This is a genomic window from Ramlibacter sp. 2FC, assembly GCF_005503345.1.
Classification (GTDB): Bacteria; Pseudomonadota; Gammaproteobacteria; order Burkholderiales; family Burkholderiaceae_C; genus SCMQ01.
Window position 1 is genome coordinate 181,100 of record NZ_SCMM01000002.1, and the last position, 18,842, is coordinate 199,941.

General features: G+C 68.0%; 17 protein-coding genes. 10 read left to right on the forward strand and 7 right to left on the reverse strand.

Going from position 1 to position 18,842, the window contains the following annotated elements; genetic code table 11:
- Positions 1–3 precede the first annotated feature (3 nt).
- From FFS10_RS02055 to FFS10_RS02075, 5 genes are all read right to left on the reverse strand, one after another.
- Positions 4–1,314 carry a TRAP transporter large permease gene (locus FFS10_RS02055; protein WP_171015986.1) on the reverse strand — a complete coding sequence of 437 codons (1,311 nt, stop codon included), beginning with the start codon at positions 1,312–1,314 and terminating at the stop codon, positions 4–6.
- Positions 1,315–1,333: 19 nt separating this feature from the next.
- Positions 1,334–1,867: a TRAP transporter small permease gene (locus FFS10_RS02060; RefSeq protein WP_137891103.1), complete on the reverse strand. Its 534-nt coding sequence runs from the start codon at positions 1,865–1,867 to the stop codon at positions 1,334–1,336.
- A 122-nt stretch (positions 1,868–1,989) separates the two neighbouring features.
- Positions 1,990–2,955: a TRAP transporter substrate-binding protein gene (locus tag FFS10_RS02065; RefSeq protein WP_137890953.1), complete on the reverse strand. Its 966-nt coding sequence runs from the start codon at positions 2,953–2,955 to the stop codon at positions 1,990–1,992.
- A 13-nt stretch (positions 2,956–2,968) separates the two neighbouring features.
- On the reverse strand, positions 2,969–3,793 hold the full coding sequence (locus tag FFS10_RS02070; RefSeq protein WP_502702589.1) for a putative hydro-lyase: 825 nt from the start codon (positions 3,791–3,793) through the stop codon (positions 2,969–2,971).
- 742 nt (positions 3,794–4,535) lie between these two features.
- Positions 4,536–5,411 carry a LysR family transcriptional regulator gene (locus FFS10_RS02075; RefSeq protein WP_137890957.1) on the reverse strand — a complete coding sequence of 292 codons (876 nt, stop codon included), beginning with the start codon at positions 5,409–5,411 and terminating at the stop codon, positions 4,536–4,538.
- 239 nt (positions 5,412–5,650) lie between these two features.
- Here FFS10_RS02075 and FFS10_RS02080 point away from each other — a divergent pair, with 239 nt between their 5' ends.
- On the forward strand, positions 5,651–6,295 hold the full coding sequence (locus tag FFS10_RS02080; RefSeq protein ID WP_212744071.1) for a 2OG-Fe(II) oxygenase family protein: 645 nt from the start codon (positions 5,651–5,653) through the stop codon (positions 6,293–6,295).
- Here FFS10_RS02080 and FFS10_RS02085 read toward each other — a convergent pair.
- Positions 6,276–7,001, reverse strand: a complete 726-nt coding sequence (locus tag FFS10_RS02085; protein ID WP_137890959.1) for a Crp/Fnr family transcriptional regulator — start codon at positions 6,999–7,001, stop codon at positions 6,276–6,278. The two genes, FFS10_RS02080 and FFS10_RS02085, sit on opposite strands and share 20 nt — an antisense overlap.
- Positions 7,002–7,177: 176 nt before the next feature.
- On the opposite strand from FFS10_RS02085, the gene FFS10_RS02090 reads away from it, so the two are divergent.
- From FFS10_RS02090 to FFS10_RS02130, 9 genes are all read left to right on the forward strand, one after another.
- The gene (locus FFS10_RS02090) at positions 7,178–9,112 is read left to right on the forward strand and encodes an AMP-dependent synthetase/ligase (protein ID WP_137890961.1); all 1,935 of its coding nucleotides are present in this window, start codon (positions 7,178–7,180) and stop codon (positions 9,110–9,112) included.
- A gap of 80 nt (positions 9,113–9,192) precedes the next feature.
- The gene (locus FFS10_RS02095; RefSeq protein WP_137891107.1) at positions 9,193–9,978 is read left to right on the forward strand and encodes an ABC transporter ATP-binding protein; all 786 of its coding nucleotides are present in this window, start codon (positions 9,193–9,195) and stop codon (positions 9,976–9,978) included.
- Positions 9,979–9,993: 15 nt separating this feature from the next.
- On the forward strand, positions 9,994–10,923 hold the full coding sequence (locus tag FFS10_RS02100; RefSeq protein WP_137890963.1) for a branched-chain amino acid ABC transporter permease: 930 nt from the start codon (positions 9,994–9,996) through the stop codon (positions 10,921–10,923).
- Positions 10,924–11,018: 95 nt separating this feature from the next.
- Positions 11,019–12,095, forward strand: a complete 1,077-nt coding sequence (locus tag FFS10_RS02105) for a branched-chain amino acid ABC transporter permease (protein WP_137890965.1) — start codon at positions 11,019–11,021, stop codon at positions 12,093–12,095.
- Positions 12,096–12,139: 44 nt separating this feature from the next.
- Complete coding sequence (locus FFS10_RS02110) at positions 12,140–13,462, forward strand: ABC transporter substrate-binding protein (protein WP_137890967.1); 1,323 nt, start codon at positions 12,140–12,142, stop codon at positions 13,460–13,462.
- 106 nt (positions 13,463–13,568) lie between these two features.
- On the forward strand, positions 13,569–14,378 hold the full coding sequence (locus tag FFS10_RS02115; RefSeq protein ID WP_137890969.1) for an ABC transporter ATP-binding protein: 810 nt from the start codon (positions 13,569–13,571) through the stop codon (positions 14,376–14,378).
- A 33-nt stretch (positions 14,379–14,411) separates the two neighbouring features.
- A complete protein-coding gene (locus FFS10_RS02120) occupies positions 14,412–15,686 on the forward strand; it encodes a phenylacetate--CoA ligase family protein (protein ID WP_137890971.1) in 1,275 nt (424 codons plus the stop codon).
- A 91-nt stretch (positions 15,687–15,777) separates the two neighbouring features.
- The gene (locus FFS10_RS02125) at positions 15,778–16,764 is read left to right on the forward strand and encodes a tripartite tricarboxylate transporter substrate-binding protein (protein ID WP_137890973.1); all 987 of its coding nucleotides are present in this window, start codon (positions 15,778–15,780) and stop codon (positions 16,762–16,764) included.
- 136 nt (positions 16,765–16,900) lie between these two features.
- Positions 16,901–17,917: a Bug family tripartite tricarboxylate transporter substrate binding protein gene (locus tag FFS10_RS02130; protein WP_171015984.1), complete on the forward strand. Its 1,017-nt coding sequence runs from the start codon at positions 16,901–16,903 to the stop codon at positions 17,915–17,917.
- A gap of 411 nt (positions 17,918–18,328) precedes the next feature.
- Here FFS10_RS02130 and FFS10_RS02135 read toward each other — a convergent pair whose 3' ends face one another.
- Entirely contained in the window at positions 18,329–18,661 is a 333-nt protein-coding gene (locus tag FFS10_RS02135; protein WP_137890977.1) for a DUF1840 domain-containing protein, read from the reverse strand.
- Between the last annotated feature and the right edge of the window lie 181 nt (positions 18,662–18,842).

Here is an 18,842-nt window from a genome sequence, read left to right on the forward strand (position 1 = left end):
CGCCTAGTTGGCCACGCCCATCACCAGGTCCGGCAACAGGGTCACGATGCCGGGAAAGGCACTGACGAGCGCGATGCACAGCACCAGGCAGCCGAAGAAGGGCAAGGCGGCCTTGGCGATCCGGTTGGCATCCTTGCCGGTCATGTTCTGCAGCACGAACAGGTTGAATCCCACGGGCGGCGTGACCTCGGCGATCTCCACCAGCAGCACCACGAAGATGCCGAACCACACCAGGTCGAAGCCGGCCTTCTGCACCATGGGCAGCACCACGGCCGCGGTCAGCACGATCATGCTGATGCCGTCGAGCGCGGTGCCCAGCACCAGGTACACCACCACCAGCGCGGCGACCAGGGCCAGAGGCGAGAGCTGCATCGCGTCGACCCATTGCGCGAGCTCGCGCGGGATGCCGGTGAAGGCCATGGTCTTGGTCAGGAACGCGGCGCCGGCCAGGATGAACATGATCATGCAGCTGGTGCGGGTGGCGCCCATCAGGCCCTCGCCGAAATTGCGCCAGGTCAGCGAGCGGCTCCACAGCGCGAGCGCCAGCGCACCCAGCACGCCATAGGCGGCGCACTCGGTGGCCGTGGCCCAGCCCGCCACCAGCGCCCAGACGATGAACAGGATCAGCGCGCCGCAGGGAATCAGGTTGCGCGAGAGGCGCAGCTTTTCCCGCAAGCTGATGGGCGGCTCGGCGGGCGGCATGCGCTCGGGGTGGCGCAGCGCCCACCACATGATGTAGCCGGAGAACAGCGCCATCAGCAGGAAGCCCGGCATGAAGCCCGCTAGGAAGATGCGGATGATGGACACGTCGGCCGCCACCGCGTACACGACCATGGTGATCGAGGGCGGGATCAGTATGCCCAGCGTGCCGGCCGTGGCCAGCGAGCCCAGCGTGGTCTGCTCGTCGTAGCCGCGCTTCTTCAGCTCGGGCAGCGCGACCTTGGCGATGGTGGCGCAGGTGGCGGCCGAGGAACCCGACACCGAGCCGAAGATGCCGCAGCCCAGCACGGTGGTGTGCATCAGCCGGCCCGGCACGCGGCCCAGCCAGGGCGCCAGGCCGCTGAACATCTCCTCGCTGAGCTTGGTGCGAAACAGGATCTCGCCCATCCAGATGAACAGCGGCAGGGCCGCCAGCTCCCAGCTCGCATTGCTCTCCCAGAAGGCCGAGAACAGGTTCAGCCCCGGCTGGGTGGAAGTGAAGAAGGCCTGCCCGACCCAGCCGCAGATGGCCAGGGTCATCGCAATCCACACGCCGCCCGAGAGCAACAACAGCATCAACAGCAGCAGCACGCCGCCCACCATCAGGATGTCCATGATCGTTTGCTCCAGGGGGTCAGAGGTCGGACGAGAAATCGCCCGCGGCGTGGCGCTCCTCGACCAGGCGCACGAAGGTGGGCAAGCCGCCGCGCAGCACGATGAGGAACTCGTCGGCCACGGCCAGCACCAGCAGCAGCGCGCCCAGTGCAAAGCTGAGCTGCGGAATCCAGATCGGCAGCGGCAGCAGGCCCTGCGCCACCTCGTTGAAGGCCCAGCTCTGGTAGGTGAAGCTGCAGGCCCACCAGGCCAGGTAGGCGCTGGCGACGGTGGCCACGCCGAGCGAGAACAGCTCGAAGGCGCGGCGCGGGCCGGGCGCCAGCTTTTCCAGCAGCAGGGTCACGCGCACGAAATCGCCATGCTTGAAGGCATGGGCCATGGTCAGGAAGGCCGCCGCGGCGCACAGCCAGGCCACGACGTCGGTGATCGCGCCCGTGGCCCAGCCGAACTGGCGCCCCAGGGTCTGCACCACCATCAGCGCGCCGATCAGGGCCACGCAGGCGGCGCCGAGCACGCCGGCACCGAGATAGATGCCGTCGAGCGCGCGGCGCAGGCGCGACCCGCCGTCCGGGTCCGCGGCCCGGGTCTCCCCGGGCAGGGGCGGCGTGCGCTGCGCCGGTGTAGGTTGAGCCGTTGTGTGCATGTTGGTCTCCTGTGGGGCCGCCTGCGGCCCGTTCACTTCCTGTGGTAGGCGTCGACGATGGCTTTGCCATCGGCGCCGGCCAGCTTGAGCCAGTCCTCGGTCATGCGCGCGCCTATGGCCTTGAGCTCCTGCTTGAGCGTCTCGCTGGTGGGGTCGACCTTCATGCCCTTGGAGGCCAGCGTCTTGACGTACTCGCCGTCCTTTTCCTCGCTGATGCGCCAGCCGCGCTGCTCGGCCGCAGCCGCCTGCCTGAGCACGGCCTCCTGCGTGGGCTTGTCGAGCGCGTCGAAAGCCTTCTGGTTCACCACCACCGCATTGCGCGGCAGCCAGGCGTTGACGTCGTAGAAGTACTTGGCCTGCTCGTAGAGCTTGCTGTCTACGCCGCTGGCGCTGGAGGTCAGGAAGTTGTCGACGCCGCCGGTGGCCAGCGCGGCGCTCAGCTCGGCCAGCTGGATGGTCACTGGCTGGGCACCCACCAGCTGCGCGATGGTCGAGGTGGCCGGGTTGTAGGCGCGCATCTTGGTGCCCTTGAGGTCCCTGGTCGAGGCCACCGGCTTGATCGAGTACAGGCCTTGCGGCGGCCAGGGCACGGCGTACAGCAGCTTCAGGCCCTGCGCCGCCAGCGTCTTGACCAGGTAGGGCTGCGAGGCCTCGTGCAGGCGCCTGGCCTCGGCATAGCTGGTGGCCAGGAAGGGGACCGAATCGAGCCCGAAGATGGGCGCCTCGTTCGCGGCGCTGGAGAGGATGAACTCGCCGATCGACGTCTGGCCCGACTGCACGGCGCGCTTGATCTCGTTGGCCTTGAACAGCGAGGCGTTGGGGTGCACCGTGATCTTGAGCTTGCCGGCGGTGGCCTTGCCGACATCGTCGGCAAACTGCTGCAGGTTCTGCACCTGGTAGGTGTTGGCGCCATAGCCCGAGGGCAGGTCCCATTTGCTCTGGGCGGCCGCGGCGCCGGCCATCATGAGAATCGAGAGAGAGAGGCCAAGCTTGTTCATGGGGGCTCCTGGGTCAGAAAGTGGCGATTCGGCTGTTGAGAAGGTCGGTGATCAGCATGGCGCCCGGGGCGTGGGTGATGCAGAACTCGGGACGCGCCTGCTGGACGGCGGCTTGCGGGGTCACGCCGCAGGCCCAGAACACCGGCATCTCGTCGGGCAGGACATCGACGGGATCCCCGTAGTCGGGGCGCGACAGGTCCGCCACCCCGATCAGGCCGGGGTCGCCCAGGTGCACGGGCGCGCCATGCACGTTGGGAAACCGGGAAGTGATCTGGATCGCACGGATGGCGTCCGCTGCGCGTAGAGGACGCATGGACACGACCATGGGGCCGGAGAAGGCCCCGGCGGGCTCGGTCTGTATAGCCGTGCGGTACATCGCGACGTTGCGCCCCTGCTGGACATGGCGCAAGGGAATGCCCGCCTCGATCAGGGCCTGCTCGAAGCTGAAGGAGCAGCCGATCACGAAGCTGACCAGGTCCTGCGTCCACAGCGCGCGGATGTCGGTGACCTCGTCGACCAGCTCGCCATGCCGCCAGATCCGGTACCGGGGCACGTCGCTGCGGATGTCGATGTCCGCGCCCAGCGTCGGCAGCATCGCCTGCCCCGGCTCCGAAACGGCCAGCAGGGGACAGGGCTTGGGATTGCGCTGGCAATAGCGCAGGAAGTCCGTCGCCCATGCCTGAGGAAGAATCACGACGTTGCCCTGCACATGGGCTTGCGCCAGCCCGGTCGTGTGCGAGGTCCAGACCCCTTCGCGGATCAGCGCCCTGATCCGGTCGGCGTTCAGCCGCTCTGATTCTTTCAGCGCATGCGGGCGCTGCTGCGTCGGTAAACCCACGGTGTCTCCTTTTGTCGTCGCCCGATTGACTAGGCGCATGGACAGATTGTCGAGACCACCACCGACCGAATCAAGATCATTATTTTTCTATCAGACCATCGAAATTTTCGATGGTGAACCCAGCTTCGGTAAGGCCTTAGCGCCACCCCTTTCAAGGTCTTGCTTTCTGCACGCGTCGCACCTCGCGCCGTGGCAGGCGGTGCCCGGCGGGGGCTCATACTGTGGCGGTCGGCATGCGCCGACTGCGCTGTGCTGAACGGCCTGGGGCCGGCGCGGCCGAACTCGCTCCGCGCCCTGCGGGCGCTGCACTCGGACAGCGGCCGCGAGTCAGAAACGAAGCGCGCTGCGCGCGCCCGGCCCCAGACCGCCCAGCACAGTCGCCACAGAAATCGCCCCCACCGGGCACCGCCTGCCGCGGCAAAGTGATGACGCAGCGCTCAATCCTGTAGGAGCGCCAATACGGCCTCTGCAAAGGCTTGCGCGGGTAGGCTGCAGCGCGCCTGCGAGGCGCCGAGAAGCGCAGGGCGCGTGGCCGCGCGCGCAGCGCGCTTCGTGCTCTGACTCGTCGCAGCTGTTTGAGCGGAGTGAGCGCAGCGAACGCAGCGAGTTCTGCGACGGGCCACGTGACCGAGCATCGCAGGGGAGTCGCCGCGCAGCGGCGACCGGATCGCTTGAAGCGCTGCGGCCTGCCCGTGCACGCCTTTGCCGCGCGGCGCGACGAACACCTTGAAAGGGATGGGCCTTAGCGCGTATCGAAGCGCATGGCCGACGCCAGCACGGTTTCAAGCACCTGGCTGGACGGATCGACCCGATAGCTGGCGTGGATGGGCAAGGGCTGGAGCTGGACGTCGGCGCGCAGCGTCTTGAGGTCCGACAGGCTTTTGAGCCGCTCCACCGCCAGCCGCGGCAGCGTGGCGATGCCAAACCCGCCCTGGACCAGCTGCACCATCGCCGATATCGACGAAATGCTGTGCACCCGCAGCGGCGCGATCCGGGCCTGCCGGAACAGGTCGATCAAGGTATGGTGGGGCTGCGAGCCGCGCTGGAAGGTCATCAACTCCATGCCGGCCAGGGCCTGCAGCGTATAGACGCGCTTTCGATGCAGGCGGCTGTTGCCTATGAAGGCCATCTCCATGGGGCGCAGCACCCTGTTCCTGATGCCCTCGCCGGAGGCGGGCAGCGCGGCGAAGGCCAGGTCCAGGGTGCCCCGGGTGACCTGGTCGATCAGGATGGGCGTGGTCTCCACCGTGAGCTCCAGCGCCAGCGAGGGGTGATCGACCCGAAGCTGTTCTATCCAAGGGATCAGCCAGGAGTGCAGCACGGACTCGATGGCGCCTATGCGTATCGACATCGCCACTTGCTCGCCGGCCCCCATCTCGGTCTTGATTTCCCTTTGCAGCTCGAGCAGCTGCTGCGCATAGCTGAGAAAGCGTGCGCCGGCAATCGTCAATCGGAACTGCTTGTCCCTGCGGTCGATCAGAAGCACGCCCAGCTCTTCCTCCAGGGCGCTGATGCGGCTGGACATGGCGGACTGGGTCAGGAAAAGCTTCTCCGCCGCGCGGGTCATGCTGCGCAGCGAGGCGACCCAATAGAAGGCTTCAACAAATCGAAGGTTCATGGCGCTCCACCCACCCGGCCGATACGGCCTGCGCGGCACATCGACTGGCGAATTTCGGCAGCGGTGCCGGCGGCGGCCCAGTCTAACGCAGCGTGGGCTGGCCGCTGGAGGGGCGATGCCCAGCCTTGGCGCTGCGCCGCCTCTGCGTGGCCGAGACGCCCTGCCGACTTGGCGCCGCATGACGCGGCGCCTATAGTGCTGAGGCAGGGACTGACCCTTGCGCGGCACGAGGTGACGGCATGAGCGACGCGGGCGACAAGTGGATGGAAACATCGGACGTGATCAGCATGTTCCCCACCCTGGTCTGGAAGATCCAGCTCCAGGCCGCGCTGCACCAGCCCCTCGATGCCCGGATCCTGGCCCTGCTGGCCCAGATGCGGGCGGAAGCCGAACGGCCCGCCCAGGCCCATACTTGGCAGTCGGGCCACGACCTGCACCGCTGCGAGGAGTTGCGCGAGCTGCAGGCCTGCGTCCTCAAGGCCGGGCGCGGCGTGCTGCGCGCGCTGCGCATCGGCCAGGACGAGCTCGTCGTCACCGGCTGCTGGGCCAATGTGCTCGGGCCGGGCGCGGCGCACCGCATGCACAGCCATCCCAACAACTTCCTCAGCGGCGTCTACTACCTGCGCACGCAGGCCGGCGCCGACACGATCAACTTTCACGACCCGCGCCCGCAGGCGCGCGTGATCCGGCCGCCGGTGACGGAGCTCACCTCGGCCAACACCGACCAGGTCGTGGTCAAGGTGGCGGACGGCACGCTGCTGCTGTTTCCCTCCTACCTCGAACACTCGGTCGACGCCAACCAGAGCAAGGGCGAGCGCGTCAGCATCAGCTTCAACCTGATGTTCCCCTCGTTCACCGAGCAGCTCAGCCAGCCGCTGTGGTAGTCAGGCCGCTGGCGCGCAGCGCCTGCAGGTCCAGCACGCGCAAGCCCCCGTACTCCACGCGGATCGCACCCTGCGCGGCCAGCGCGGCCAGCGCCTCGTTGACGCGCTGGCGCGACAGGCCCACGAGGTAGGCCAGCTCCTGCTGGGTGATGCGCAGCACCTGGCCCACGCCGGGGTAGAGTACCGGGTTGAACAGCGCGGCCAGGCTGCGCGCCACGCGCAGGTCGGGGTCGTTCATGCGGTCGATCTCGCGCGCCGCGATGAACTGGCCCAGCCGCTCGTTGAGCTGGTTCATGACGAAGCGGTTGAAGCCGATCGAGTGGTCCAGCAGCCAGTGGAAGGTGTCGATCGGCAGGCCCGCCACCACGCTCCTGCGCAGCGCCTGGATGTTGTAGCGGTAGGCCTCGCGCTTGAGCGCCGTGCCCTCGCCGAACCAGCCGCCGGGCGGCACGCCGGTAAAGGTCATGGTCTGGCCCTGGGCGTTGTCGCTGCTCATCTTGAGCAGGCCGTCGACCACGCCAAACCAGTAGGTCACGGGCCGCCCGACGCGGCACACATAGTCGCCCGGCAGCGCGTCGCCCACGCGCAGCTCGTCGAGCGCGCGCTCGCGCTCGAGCGGCTGCAGCCGCGCCAGCCACGGAATGCCAGCCAGCTCCTGGGCGGTGGGCGCGCGGCGGCGCTGGTAGAGGGGCGATTCGGTGGCCATGGCTCGGGGACGGCTGCGCCAGGGCCTGCTCACAGGCCCTAGGGAAAGTCCTGGGGGTTGAGACCCCTAAATTGTCGTCGCAACGACAACATGGCGTCAAACTCACGCCTACATTCGCGGCATGAAACGGCCCGCCGCGTGGCGCGCGGGTCCAGGCCCAGGAGACAAGGAAGACCATGTTGACCACGTTCCCCAGACTGCTGCTGCAGCATGCCGCCGAGCGCAGCAGCGCACCCGCGATGCGCGAGAAGGAATACGGCATCTGGCAGACCCACAGCTGGGCCGCACTGGCGCAGCTGGTCGAGCGCATGGCCTGCGGGCTGCACCAGGCCGGCCTCGGGCGCGGCGAGCACCTGATCGTGATCGGCGCCAACCGCCCGCGCCTGTACGCCGCCATGCTGGCCGCGCAGTCGCTGGGCGCGATTCCCGTGCCGCTGTACCAGGACGCGGCGGCCGCCGAATGCGTGTTCCCGATCAACAACGCCGAGGTGCGCTTCTGCCTGGTCGAGGACCAGGAGCAGGTCGACAAGATGCTGGAGATCCGCGAGCAATGCCCGCAGCTCGCGCGCATCTGGTACGACGACCCGCGCGGCCTGCGCAACTACACCGACCCCGGTCTGGCCTCGCTGGACGAGCTGGTCGCCACCGGCCAGGCCTTCACGGCCCAGCACCCGGAGTTCTTCCGCGCCGAGGTCGAGCAGGCCCGGCCCGAGGACGTGGCCGCCATGTTCTTCACCTCGGGCACCACCGGCACGCCCAAGGGCGTGGTCCACACCCATGCCTCGCTGATCGACCGCGCCCAGGCCGGCGCCGCCTTCGACAAGCTCAGCGCCAGCGAGGACGTGCTGGCCTACCTGCCGCCGGCCTGGATAGGCCAGAACATCTTCAGCTACGCGCAGTGGCTGGTCTGCGGCTACGTGGTCAACTGCCCGGAGTCGGCCGCCACGGTCTCGATCGACATGAAGGAGATCGGCCCCACCTACTATTTCGCGCCGCCGCGCGTGTTCGAGGGCCTGCTGACCAGCGTGATGATCCGCATGGAGGACGCGGGCGCGCTCAAGCGCCGCATGTTCCACTACTTCATGGAGCTGGCGCGACGCGTGGGCCCGGCGCGCATGGATGGCCAGACGGTGGGCGCGCTCAACGGCCTGCTCTACGCCCTGGGCGACCTGCTGGTCTACGGCCCGCTGCGCAACAACCTCGGCATGAGCCGCGTGCGCGTGGCCTACACCGCCGGCGAGGCCATAGGCCCCGACCTGTTCAGCTTCTACCGCGCCATAGGCATCAACCTCAAGCAGCTCTACGGCTCGACCGAGACCGCGGTGTTCGTCTGCCTGCAGCCCGACAACCAGGTGCGCGCCGACACCGTGGGCGTGCCCTGCCAGGGCGTGGAGATCAAGGTGGCCGACAACGGCGAGATCCTGGTCAAGTCGCCCGGCCTGCTCAAGGGTTACTACAAGAACCCGCAGGCCACGGCCGAGGTGCTGACGCCCGACGGCTGGTACCACACCAGCGACGCCGGCTTCATCGACACCAACGGCCACCTCAAGATCATCGACCGCGTGAAGGACGTGGGCCGCCTGGCCGACGGCGCCATGTTCGCGCCCAAGTACGTGGAGAACAAGCTCAAGTTCTTCCCCCACATCAAGGAGGCCGTGGCCTTCGGCGACGGGCGCGACAAGGTCTGCGTGATGCTCAACATCGACTTCGAGGCCGTGGGCAACTGGGCCGAGCGGCGCAACCTGCCCTACGCCGGCTACACCGACCTGGCACAAAAGCCCGAGGTCTACGAGCTGGTCCGCGACTGCGTGGAGAAGGTCAACGCCGACCTGGCCCAGGACGCGATGCTCGCGGGCTGCCAGATCGCGCGCTTCCTGGTGCTGCACAAGGAGCTGGACGCCGACGACGGCGAGCTCACGCGCACCAACAAGGTCAGGCGCGGCTTCATCGCCGAGAAGTACCAGCCGCTGGTCGAGGCGCTGTACGGCGGCAAGACCGAGCAGTACATAGAGACCGCGGTGAAGTTCGAGGACGGCCGCAGCGGCCGCGTCAGCGCCACGCTGAAGATCGCCGACGCCAGGACGTTCGAACCCATGAAGGCAGCAGCATGAAGAACCCGACCCCCGATATGATCATCGCCGGTCCGTCTGCAGGCGTGCCGCCTGCCGGCGTCGATGAAAGCGAGGCGCTCATGCAAGGCAAGAAGATCGGCGAGGTCATCCTCGACGTGCAGAACATCAGCCTGCGCTTCGGCGGCGTCAAGGCCCTGACCGACATCTCGTTCAACGTGCGCGAGCACGAGATCCGCGCCATCATCGGCCCCAACGGCGCAGGCAAGAGCTCCATGCTCAACTGCATCAACGGCGTCTACCAGCCGCAGGAAGGCCGCATCACTTTCCGCGGCCAGACCTTCAGCCACATGAACTCGCGCCAGGTGGCCGAGATGGGGGTGGCGCGCACCTTCCAGAACCTGGCCCTGTTCAAGGGCATGAGCGTGCTCGACAACCTGATGTCGGGCCGCAACCTCAAGATCAAGAGCAACCTGCTGCTGCAGGCGCTGCGCGTCGGCCCGGCCGAGCGCGAGGAGATGCGGCATCGCGAGGCGGTGGAACGCATCATCGACTTCCTGGAGATCCAGGCCTGGCGCAAGACGCCGGTGGGCCAGCTGCCCTACGGCCTGCAAAAGCGCGTGGACCTGGGCCGGGCCCTGGCCATGGAGCCGCAGGTGCTGCTGCTCGACGAGCCCATGGCCGGCATGAACGTCGAGGAAAAGCAGGACATGTGCCGCTTCATCCTCGACGTCAACGACGAGTTCGGCACCACCATCGTGCTGATCGAGCACGACATGGGCGTGGTGATGGACATCAGCGACCGCGTGGTGGTGCTCGACTACGGCAAGAAGATCGGCGACGGCGCGCCCGACGAGGTGCGCGGCAATCCCGAGGTCATCAAGGCTTATCTCGGCACTTCGCACTGATCTCGGAGAGACAAAATGGCATTCTTCCTGGAAACCCTGCTCGGCGGCCTGATGGCCGGCATGCTGTATTCGCTGGTGGCGCTGGGCTTCGTGCTGATCTTCAAGGCCTCGGGCGTGTTCAACTTCGCCCAGGGCGCGATGGTGCTGTTCGCCGCCCTGGCCATGGCCCGCTTCGCCGAATGGATCCCGGCCTGGACCGGCATCAGCCACCCGGTGTTCGCCAACGTGATGGCCTTCGCGGTCGCCGGCGCCGTGATGTTCGCCGTCGCCTGGACGGTCGAGCGCCTGGTGCTGCGCCACCTGGTCAACCAGGAAGGCGCGACGCTGCTGATGGCCACGCTGGGCATCGCCTACTTCCTCGAGGGCCTGGGCCAGACCCTGTTCGGCAGCGACATCTACAAGATCGACGTGGGCATGCCCAAGGACCCGATCTTCGCCCTCGACAAGGTGTTCGAGGGCGGCGTGCTGATCAGCCAGGAGGACCTGATCGCCGCCGGCATCGCCGCGGTGCTGGTGGCGCTGCTGAGCCTGTTCTTCCAGAAGACCGGCACCGGCCGCGCGCTGCGCGCCGTGGCCGACGACCACCAGGCCGCGCAGTCCATCGGCATACCGCTGGGCCGCATCTGGGTCATCGTCTGGTGCGTGGCCGGCGTGGTGGCCCTGGTGGCCGGCATGATCTGGGGCAGCAAGCTGGGCGTGCAGTTCTCGCTGGCCACGGTGGCGCTGCGCGCGCTGCCGGTGGTGATCCTCGGCGGCCTGACCTCGGTGCCCGGCGCCATCATCGGCGGCCTGATCATAGGCGTGGGCGAGAAGCTGTCCGAGGTCTACCTCGGCCCCTTCGTCGGCGGCGGCATAGAGATCTGGTTCGCCTACGTGCTGGCCCTGGTGTTCCTGCTGTTCAGGCCGCAGGGCTTGTTTGGCGAAAAGATCATTGACCGGGTGTGAAATACCCGGGCAATGAACTTTCGTCGCAGACTAACTTTGCGCAGCAAAGTTAAGCGCAGCGGGTCGTAGACAAAAGATCATCGGAGACACAACTCATGCTTTACCGCGAAAACGGCCAGTTCAAGACCAGCTACCGCGCCGACCAGCAGATCTTCCCCATCCTGCAGGACCGCGCCTTCATCGCCCTGCTGCTGGCCTTCGCCTTCCTGGCCGTGCCGGCCCTGGCCAGCGACTACCTGTTCCGCGCCATCCTGATCCCCTTCGTCATCATGGCGCTGGCCGCTTTAGGCGTGAACATCCTGGTCGGCTACTGCGGCCAGATCTCGCTGGGCTCGGGCGCCTTCATGGCCGTGGGGGCCTACGGCGCCTACAACTTCTTCGTGCGCATCCCCGGCCTGCCACTGATCCCCGCGCTGATCCTGGGCGGCCTGTGCGCCACGGCCTTCGGCATCCTGTTCGGCCTGCCCAGCCTGCGCGTCAAGGGCCTGTACCTGGCGGTGGCCACGCTGGCCGCGCAGTTCTTCGCCGACTGGATGTTCCTGCGCATCAAGTGGTTCACGCTGGACACGCCCTCGGGCTCGGTCTCGGTGTCCAACCTGCAGGTGTTCGGGCTGCCGATCGAGAGCGCCTCGTCCAAGTACCTGTTCTGCTTGGCCATCCTGGTCGTCGTGGCCCTGCTGGCCAAGAACCTGGTGCGCGGCGCGATCGGCCGCGAATGGATGGCGATACGCGACATGGACGTGGCGGCGGCGGTGATCGGCATCCGCCCCATGTACGCCAAGCTCAGCGCCTTCGCCGTCAGCTCCTTCATCGTCGGCCTGGCCGGCGCGCTCTGGGCCTTCGTCTACCTGGGCGCCTGGGAGCCGGCGGCGTTCTCGGTCGACCAGTCGTTCCGCCTGCTGTTCATGGTCATCATCGGCGGCCTGGGCTCCATCATGGGCGGTTTCTTCGGCGCGGCCTTCATCGTGGTGCTGCCGATCGCGCTGAACCAGTTCCTGCCGCTGGCGGCCAGCCTGGTCGGGCTGGAGATCTCCACCGCCGGCATCGCGCACGCCGAGCTGATGATCTTCGGCGGCCTGATCGTCTGGTTCCTGATCGTCGAGCCGCATGGCCTGGCCAAGCTCTGGTCCACGGGCAAGCAGAAGCTGCGCCTGTGGCCGTTCCCGCACTGATCCCGGTTTTTCTCGTGGCACATAACTTTCCAAAGGAGACAGGCATGAAGTTTTCGAAACGGATGCTGACCGCGGCCCTGCTGGCCGCCGGCGCAGCCATGGCAGGCAACGCCTTCGCCCAGGCCAAGGAGCAGTTCATCCCCGTGCTGTCCTACCGCACCGGGCCCTTCGCGCCCAACGGCGTGCCCTGGGCCAACGGCTACGTCGACTACCTCAAGCTGGTCAATGCGCGCGGCGGCCTGAACGGCGTGAAGCTCAGCTTCGAGGAATGCGAGACCGGCTACGACACGGCGCGCAGCGTCGAGTGCTACGAACGCCTCAAGGGCAAGGGCGCGAGCTTCGTGCAGCCGCTGTCCACCGGCGCCACCTTCGCCATCACCGAGAAGGCGCCCACCGACAAGATCCCGGTGGTCACCATCGGCTACGGCCGCAGCGAGAGCGCCGACGGCTCGGTGTTCAAGTGGAACTTCCCTATCGCCGGCACCTACTGGGTGGCGGCCGACACCATCCTGCAGGTGGTGGCCAAGAAGGAAGGCGGCTGGGACAAGCTCAAGGGCAAGAAGATCGCGCTGGTCTACCACGACAGCCCGTTCGGCAAGGAGCCCATCCCGCTGCTGCAGGAGCGCGGCAAGATGCACGGCTTCGACCTGCAGTTGCTGCCCGTGACCGCGCCCGGCGTCGAGCAGAAGGCCACCTGGCTGCAGATCCGCCAGGCGCGCCCGGACTACGTGCTGCTGTGGGGCTGGGGCGTGATGAACTCGACCGCCCTCAAGGAAGCCCAGGCCACCGGCTACCCGCGCGAGAAGATGTACGGCGTCTGGTGGGCCGGCGCCGAACCCGACGTGAAGGACGTGGCCGACGGCGCCAAGGGCTACAACGCCGTGACCATGCAGCATGGCGCCGAGCCGCAGTCCAAGGTGGTGCAGGACATCCTGGCCCAGGTGCACGGCAAGGGCCAGGGCACGGGCCCCAAGGAGGAGATCGGCCAGGTGCTCTACATGCGCGGCGCCATGAGCGCCATGCTGGGCGTGGAAGGCATACGCGCGGCGCAGGAGCGCTTCGGCAAGGGCAAGGTCATGAGCGGCGAGCAGGTGCGCTGGGGCCTGGAGAACCTCAACCTGAGCCAGGCCAAGCTCGATGCGCTGGGCTTCGCCGGCGTGATGCGGCCCATCAGCACCTCCTGCGTGGACCACATGGGCGCGGCCTGGGCCCGCATCCACAGCTGGGACGGCAAGCAGTGGAAGTTCAGCTCCGACTGGCTGCAGGCCGACGAGCAAATCATCAAGCCGCTGGTCAAGGCCCAGGCGGCCAAGTACGCGGCCGAGAAGAAGCTGAGCCCGCGCACGCCTGCCGATTGTCAGTCCTGAACCCGGACGCCGGCCCCCGCCTCGGGGGCTGGCACGGCGGCCCTGGCGGGCCGCCAAATGAAAGAGCCGCAGCGCGGGTCTTTCATTTGGTCGAAAGGCAGGATCCATGGAATCCCGAAACATCGTTCTCAACGTCAACGGCATCGAGGTCATCTACAACCACGTGATCCTGGTGCTCAAGGGCGTCTCGCTGCAGGTGCCCGAGGGCGGCATCGTGGCCCTGCTGGGCGGCAACGGCGCCGGCAAGACCACCACGCTGCGCGCCATCTCCAACCTGCTGCAGGGCGAGCGCGGCGAGGTCACCAAGGGCGCGATCGAATTGCGCGGCGAGCGCATCGAGAACCTTTCGCCGGCCGATCTGGTGCGGCGTGGCGTGGTCCAGGTCATGGAAGGTCGGCACTGCTTCGCCCACCTCACGATCGAGGAGAACCTGATGACCGGCAGCTACACGCGCGCCGACAGGGGCGAGGTCGCCGCCAACCTCGAGAAGGTCTACAGCTACTTCCCGCGCCTGAAGACGCGCCGCAGCAGCCAGGCCGCCTACACCTCGGGCGGCGAGCAGCAGATGTGCGCCATCGGCCGCGCCCTGATGGCCAACCCCAGCATGGTGCTGCTCGACGAGCCCTCCATGGGCCTGGCGCCGCAGATCGTCGAGGAGGTGTTCGAGATCGTGAAGGACCTCAACGACAAGGAGAAGGTGACCTTCCTGCTGGCCGAGCAGAACACGCACATGGCGCTCAAGTACGCCGACTACGGCTACATCATGGAAAGCGGCCGCATCGTGATGGACGGCGCGGCCAGCGACCTGGCCAGCAACGAGGATGTCAAGGAGTTCTACCTGGGCATGGGCGGCGGCGAACGCAAGAGCTTCAAGGACGTCAAGAGCTACAAGCGCCGCAAGCGCTGGCTGGCCTGAACAGAGTCCCGCGCAGCGCCAAGGAAATCACCCATGACGGAACACTACGACGCCCTCGAGACGCGCGACCCGGCCGAACGCGAAGCCGCCCTGATGGCGGCCCTGCCGCGCCAAGTCGCCCATGCGCGTCAGCATGCCCCGGCCTTCGCCGAGTTGCTGGCGCCGATCGACCCCGCGGCCATCACCAGCCGCGCCGCGCTCGCCAAGCTGCCGGTGACGCGCAAACACGAGCTGCTGGAACGCCAGAAGGCCAGGCGCGCCCAGGGCGGCGACCCCTTCGGCGGCTTCAGCGCCCTCGCCTTCGGCGCCGCCATGCCGCGCGTGTTCGCCAGCCCCGGCACGATCTACGAGCCCGAGGGCCGGCGCGGCGACTACTGGCGCATGGCGCGCGCCATGTACGCGGCGGGCTTCAGGCCCGGCGAGCTGATCCACAACAGCTTCAGCTACCACTTCACGCCCGCCGGCTCGATGATGGAGACCGGCGCCCACGCCCTGGGCTGCACGGTCTTCCCCGGCGGCACCGGCCAGACCGAGCAGCAGGTGCAGGCCATGGCCGAGCTGCGCCCGGCCGGCTACATCGGCACGCCCAGCTTCCTCAAGATCCTGCTCGAGAAGGCCGCCGAGCTGGGCCTGGCCCTGCCCAGCGTCACCAAGGCCCTGGTCTCGGGCGAGGCCTTTCCGCCCAGCCTGCGCGACTGGTTCGCCGAGCGCGGCATCCAGGGCTACCAGTGCTATGCCACGGCCGACCTGGGCCTGATCGCCTACGAGACCGCGCCGCGCGAGGGCCTGGTGCTGGGCGAGGAGCTGATCGTCGAGATCGTGCGCCCCGGCACCGGAGACCCCGTGCCCGAACCGCAGGCGGGCCAGGCCCCCGAAGTGGGCGAGGTCGTGGTCACCACGCTGAACCCCGACTACCCGCTGATCCGCTTCGGCACCGGCGACCTCTCGGCCGTGCTGCCGGGGACCTGCCCCAGCGGCCGCAGCCACACGCGCATCCGCGGCTGGCTGGGCCGCGCCGACCAGACCACCAAGGTGCGCGGCATGTTCGTGCACCCCGGCCAGGTGGCCGAGATCGCGCGGCGCTTCCCCGAAATCGCGCGGGCCCGCCTGGTGGTCAGCGGCGAGATGGCCAACGACCGCATGACTCTGCAGGTCGAGACCGCCTGCGGCGGCCCCGACGGCCTGAGGGACCGCATCGCCGAGGCCATCCGCGAGGTGACCAAGCTGCGCGGCGAGGTCGAGCTGCTGCTGCCCGGCAGCCTGCCCAACGACGGCAAGGTGATCGAGGACGCGCGCAGCTACAAGTAGGCGGCGCCGGGACCGCGGCCATACGTAGTTTTCGCGATGCCGAGAGCCCGGGCGGGCGCTACCATTCCGGCGTTACTCGAATGGAGCTTTCATGAAACCACTGATGACGCTGGCGGCCATGGCCGCCGCCCTGCTGGCCACCGCAGGCGTGCAGGCCGCTGATTTTCCCGCCAAGGACAAGCCCGTCACCATCGTCGTGCCGTTCGCGGCCGGCGGCCCCACCGACCGCGTGGCGCGCGACCTCGCCGAGGCGCTGCGCAAGCCGCTGGGCGCCACCGTGGTGGTCGACAACGCGGCCGGCGCCGGCAGCTCGATCGGCTCCAACAAGGTCGCCAAGGCCGCGCCGGACGGCCACACCCTGCTGCTCAACCACATCGCCATGGCCAACATGCCGACCCTGGTGCGCAACCTGCCGTTCAAGGTCGAGACCGACTTCGAATACCTGGGCATGATCAACGAGGTGCCGATGACCCTGATCGGCAAGCCCAGCCTGGCCGCCAACAACTACAAGGAACTGAGCGCCTGGATCCAGCAGAACAAGGGCAAGGTCAACCTCGGCAACGCCGGTGTGGGCTCGGCCTCGCACCTGTGCGGCCTGCTGCTGCAGAACGCCTTGCAGATCGACATGACCACGGTGCCTTACAAGGGCACGGCGCCGGCCATGACCGACCTGATCGGCGGCCAGATCGACCTGCTGTGCGACCAGACCACCAACACCACGAGCCAGATCGAGGGCAAGAAGGTCAAGGCCTTCGCCGTGACCACCAGCAAGCGCCTGAGCACGCCCGCGCTCAAGGACCTGCCCACGCTGCAGGAATCCGGCCTCAAGGGCTTCGAAGTGACGATCTGGCACGGCCTCTATGCGCCCAAGGGCACGCCGGCCGAGGTGCAGGCCAAGATCAACGGCGCGCTCAAGGCGGCGCTCAAGGACCCCGAGTTCCTGAAGAAGCAGGAAGGCCTGGGCGCCGTGGTCGTGACCGACAAGCGCGTGGAAGGCGCCGAGCACAAGAAGTTCGTGGCGGCCGAGATCGCCAAGTGGAGCCCCATCATCAAGGCGGCGGGCGTCTACGTGGACTGACCGGCCCCTGGTTCCGCAAAGCCGCTGCGTCGCAGGACGCAGCGGCTTTTTTCTTGAGCTTGCGCCAGCACAAACCCGCTTGGACGGCAGGCCGTTAGGCTGTAAAAGCAATGCCATCCAACCGAAAGGAGAAGCCGTGAAGCAGCCCGTCAAGACCCTTCGCCGCCTGGCCCTTTGCGCCAGCGCCGGCGCCGCCCTGCTGGCCTGGGCACCGCTGGCCGGGGCACAGCCGGCCTGGCCCGCCAAGCCGGTCAAGATCGTCGTGCCGTTCGCCCCGGGCGGCACCACCGACATCCTGGCGCGCGCGGTGGCGCCCGAGCTCTCGCGGGCCTTCGGCCAGCAGTTCATCGTCGAGAACCGCGCCGGCGCGGGCGGCAACGTCGGCGCCGACATCGTGGCCAAGTCCCCCGGCGACGGCTACACGCTGCTGATGGGCACGGTGGGCACGCACGGCATCAACCGCGCGCTCTACGACAAGCTGCCCTACGACCCGATCAAGGATTTCGCGCCCATCACGCTGGTCGCGGGCGTGCCCAACGTGATGGTGATGAACGCCGACAAGGCCAGGGCGATGGGCATACAGAGCGTGGCCGACTTCGTGCGCTACGCCAAGGCCCGTCCCGGCAAGCTCAACATGGCCTCCAGCGGCAACGGCACCTCGATCCACCTGGCGGGCGAGTTGTTCAAGACCATGACCGGCGTCTACATGACCCACATTCCCTACCGCGGCTCGGGTCCGGCCCTGCTGGACATGGTGGCCGGCAACATGGACGTGATGTTCGACAACCTGCCCTCCTCCCTGCCCCAGATCCGGGCCGGCAAGCTCAAGGCCCTGGCCGTGACCAGCGCCCAGCGCTCGGTCGCCCTGCCGGACGTGCCGACCGTCGAGCAGGCCGGCGGCCCCGCGCTCAAGGGCTACGAGGCCAGCAGCTGGTTCGGCCTGCTGGCGCCGACCGGCACCCCGCCCGAGATCGTGAGCCGCATCCAGCAGGAGGTGGCGAAGTCCCTGAACAGCCCCGCGATCAAGGACAAGCTGGTGGCCCAGGGCGCCATCCCCAGCGGCAACACCCCGGCCCAGTTCGCCCAGCTGATCGAGAGCGAGCACCGCAAATGGGCCGAGGTCGTCAAGGCCTCGGGCGCGAAAGTCGATTGAGGCGAGAACGGGGCTCAGACCCACCCCTTCAAGGTGTTCGTCGCACCGCGCGACAAAGGCGTGCACGGGCAGGCCTTTGCAGAGGCTGTATTGGCGCTCCTACAGGATCGAGCGCTGCGTCATCACTTTGCCGCGGCAGGCGGTGCCCGGTGGGGGCGATTTCTGTGGCGGCTGTGCTGGGCGGTCTGGGGCCGGGCGCGCTTTGAGCGCGCTTCGTTTCTGACTCGCGGCCGCTGTCCGAGTGCAGCGCCCGCAGGGCGCGGAGCGAGTTCGGCCGCGCCGGCCCCAGGCCGTTCAGCACAGCGCAGTCGGCGCATGCCGACCGCCACAGTATGAGCCCCCGCCGGGCACCGCCTGCCGCGGCGCGAGAGGCGACGCGTGCAAAAAGCAAGACCTTGAAAGGGCTGGGGCTCAGACCCCCCAGACCACGTCCTTGCCCGCCGCTGCGCTGACGCGCAGCAGTTCGATGAAGGGCGCGGCGCGCTGGCGCAGCATGACGCCGTCGCCCTCCGGCTCTTCATCGGGCACCTGGCCGGCGGCGGCCGCTTCGGCATGGGCGCGCGCCTGCGCCGCCTCGTGCGCCCGCACGGCCGCCTCGAGCGCGGCGATGGCGGCGGGAATCTGGTCCAGCGTGATGATGCCCTGCGGCGTCGGATCCTTGCCGATGATGGCGAGCATCTGGTGCCCGTTGCTCTGCAGCATGATCACGTCGGCGGCAGCCTGGGACTTGAACTTGTACAGCATAGGTCAGCCCTCCAAGGGGAAAAAGTCGCGCGGGGCCCGCGACGCATCCATTGTGCCCCCGCCGAGACGGGTCTGTCGACGCCCCCGGCATCTCCGCACAAGCCCGGCTTGACAGTTTATTGTTTAAGCCTAAACTATTTCACTATAAATCAATCGACGGACACCCCTGTCCGGCCGAGAC

Excerpts from the sequence above, each read along its gene's own strand:
- FFS10_RS02055 (WP_171015986.1), bottom strand. The coding sequence starts at position 1,314 with ATGGACATCCTGATGGTGGGCGGCGTGCTGCTGCTGTTGATGCTGTTG.
- FFS10_RS02065 (WP_137890953.1), bottom strand. The coding sequence starts at position 2,955 with ATGAACAAGCTTGGCCTCTCTCTCTCGATTCTCATGATGGCCGGCGCC.
- FFS10_RS02075 (WP_137890957.1), bottom strand. The coding sequence starts at position 5,411 with ATGAACCTTCGATTTGTTGAAGCCTTCTATTGGGTCGCCTCGCTGCGC.
- FFS10_RS02080 (WP_212744071.1), top strand. The coding sequence starts at position 5,651 with ATGAGCGACGCGGGCGACAAGTGGATGGAAACATCGGACGTGATCAGC.
- FFS10_RS02085 (WP_137890959.1), bottom strand. The coding sequence starts at position 7,001 with ATGGCCACCGAATCGCCCCTCTACCAGCGCCGCCGCGCGCCCACCGCC.
- FFS10_RS02090 (WP_137890961.1), top strand. The coding sequence starts at position 7,178 with ATGTTGACCACGTTCCCCAGACTGCTGCTGCAGCATGCCGCCGAGCGC.
- FFS10_RS02095 (WP_137891107.1), top strand. The coding sequence starts at position 9,193 with ATGCAAGGCAAGAAGATCGGCGAGGTCATCCTCGACGTGCAGAACATC.
- FFS10_RS02100 (WP_137890963.1), top strand. The coding sequence starts at position 9,994 with ATGGCATTCTTCCTGGAAACCCTGCTCGGCGGCCTGATGGCCGGCATG.
- FFS10_RS02105 (WP_137890965.1), top strand. The coding sequence starts at position 11,019 with ATGCTTTACCGCGAAAACGGCCAGTTCAAGACCAGCTACCGCGCCGAC.
- FFS10_RS02110 (WP_137890967.1), top strand. The coding sequence starts at position 12,140 with ATGAAGTTTTCGAAACGGATGCTGACCGCGGCCCTGCTGGCCGCCGGC.
- FFS10_RS02115 (WP_137890969.1), top strand. The coding sequence starts at position 13,569 with ATGGAATCCCGAAACATCGTTCTCAACGTCAACGGCATCGAGGTCATC.
- FFS10_RS02120 (WP_137890971.1), top strand. The coding sequence starts at position 14,412 with ATGACGGAACACTACGACGCCCTCGAGACGCGCGACCCGGCCGAACGC.
- FFS10_RS02125 (WP_137890973.1), top strand. The coding sequence starts at position 15,778 with ATGAAACCACTGATGACGCTGGCGGCCATGGCCGCCGCCCTGCTGGCC.
- FFS10_RS02135 (WP_137890977.1), bottom strand. The coding sequence starts at position 18,661 with ATGCTGTACAAGTTCAAGTCCCAGGCTGCCGCCGACGTGATCATGCTG.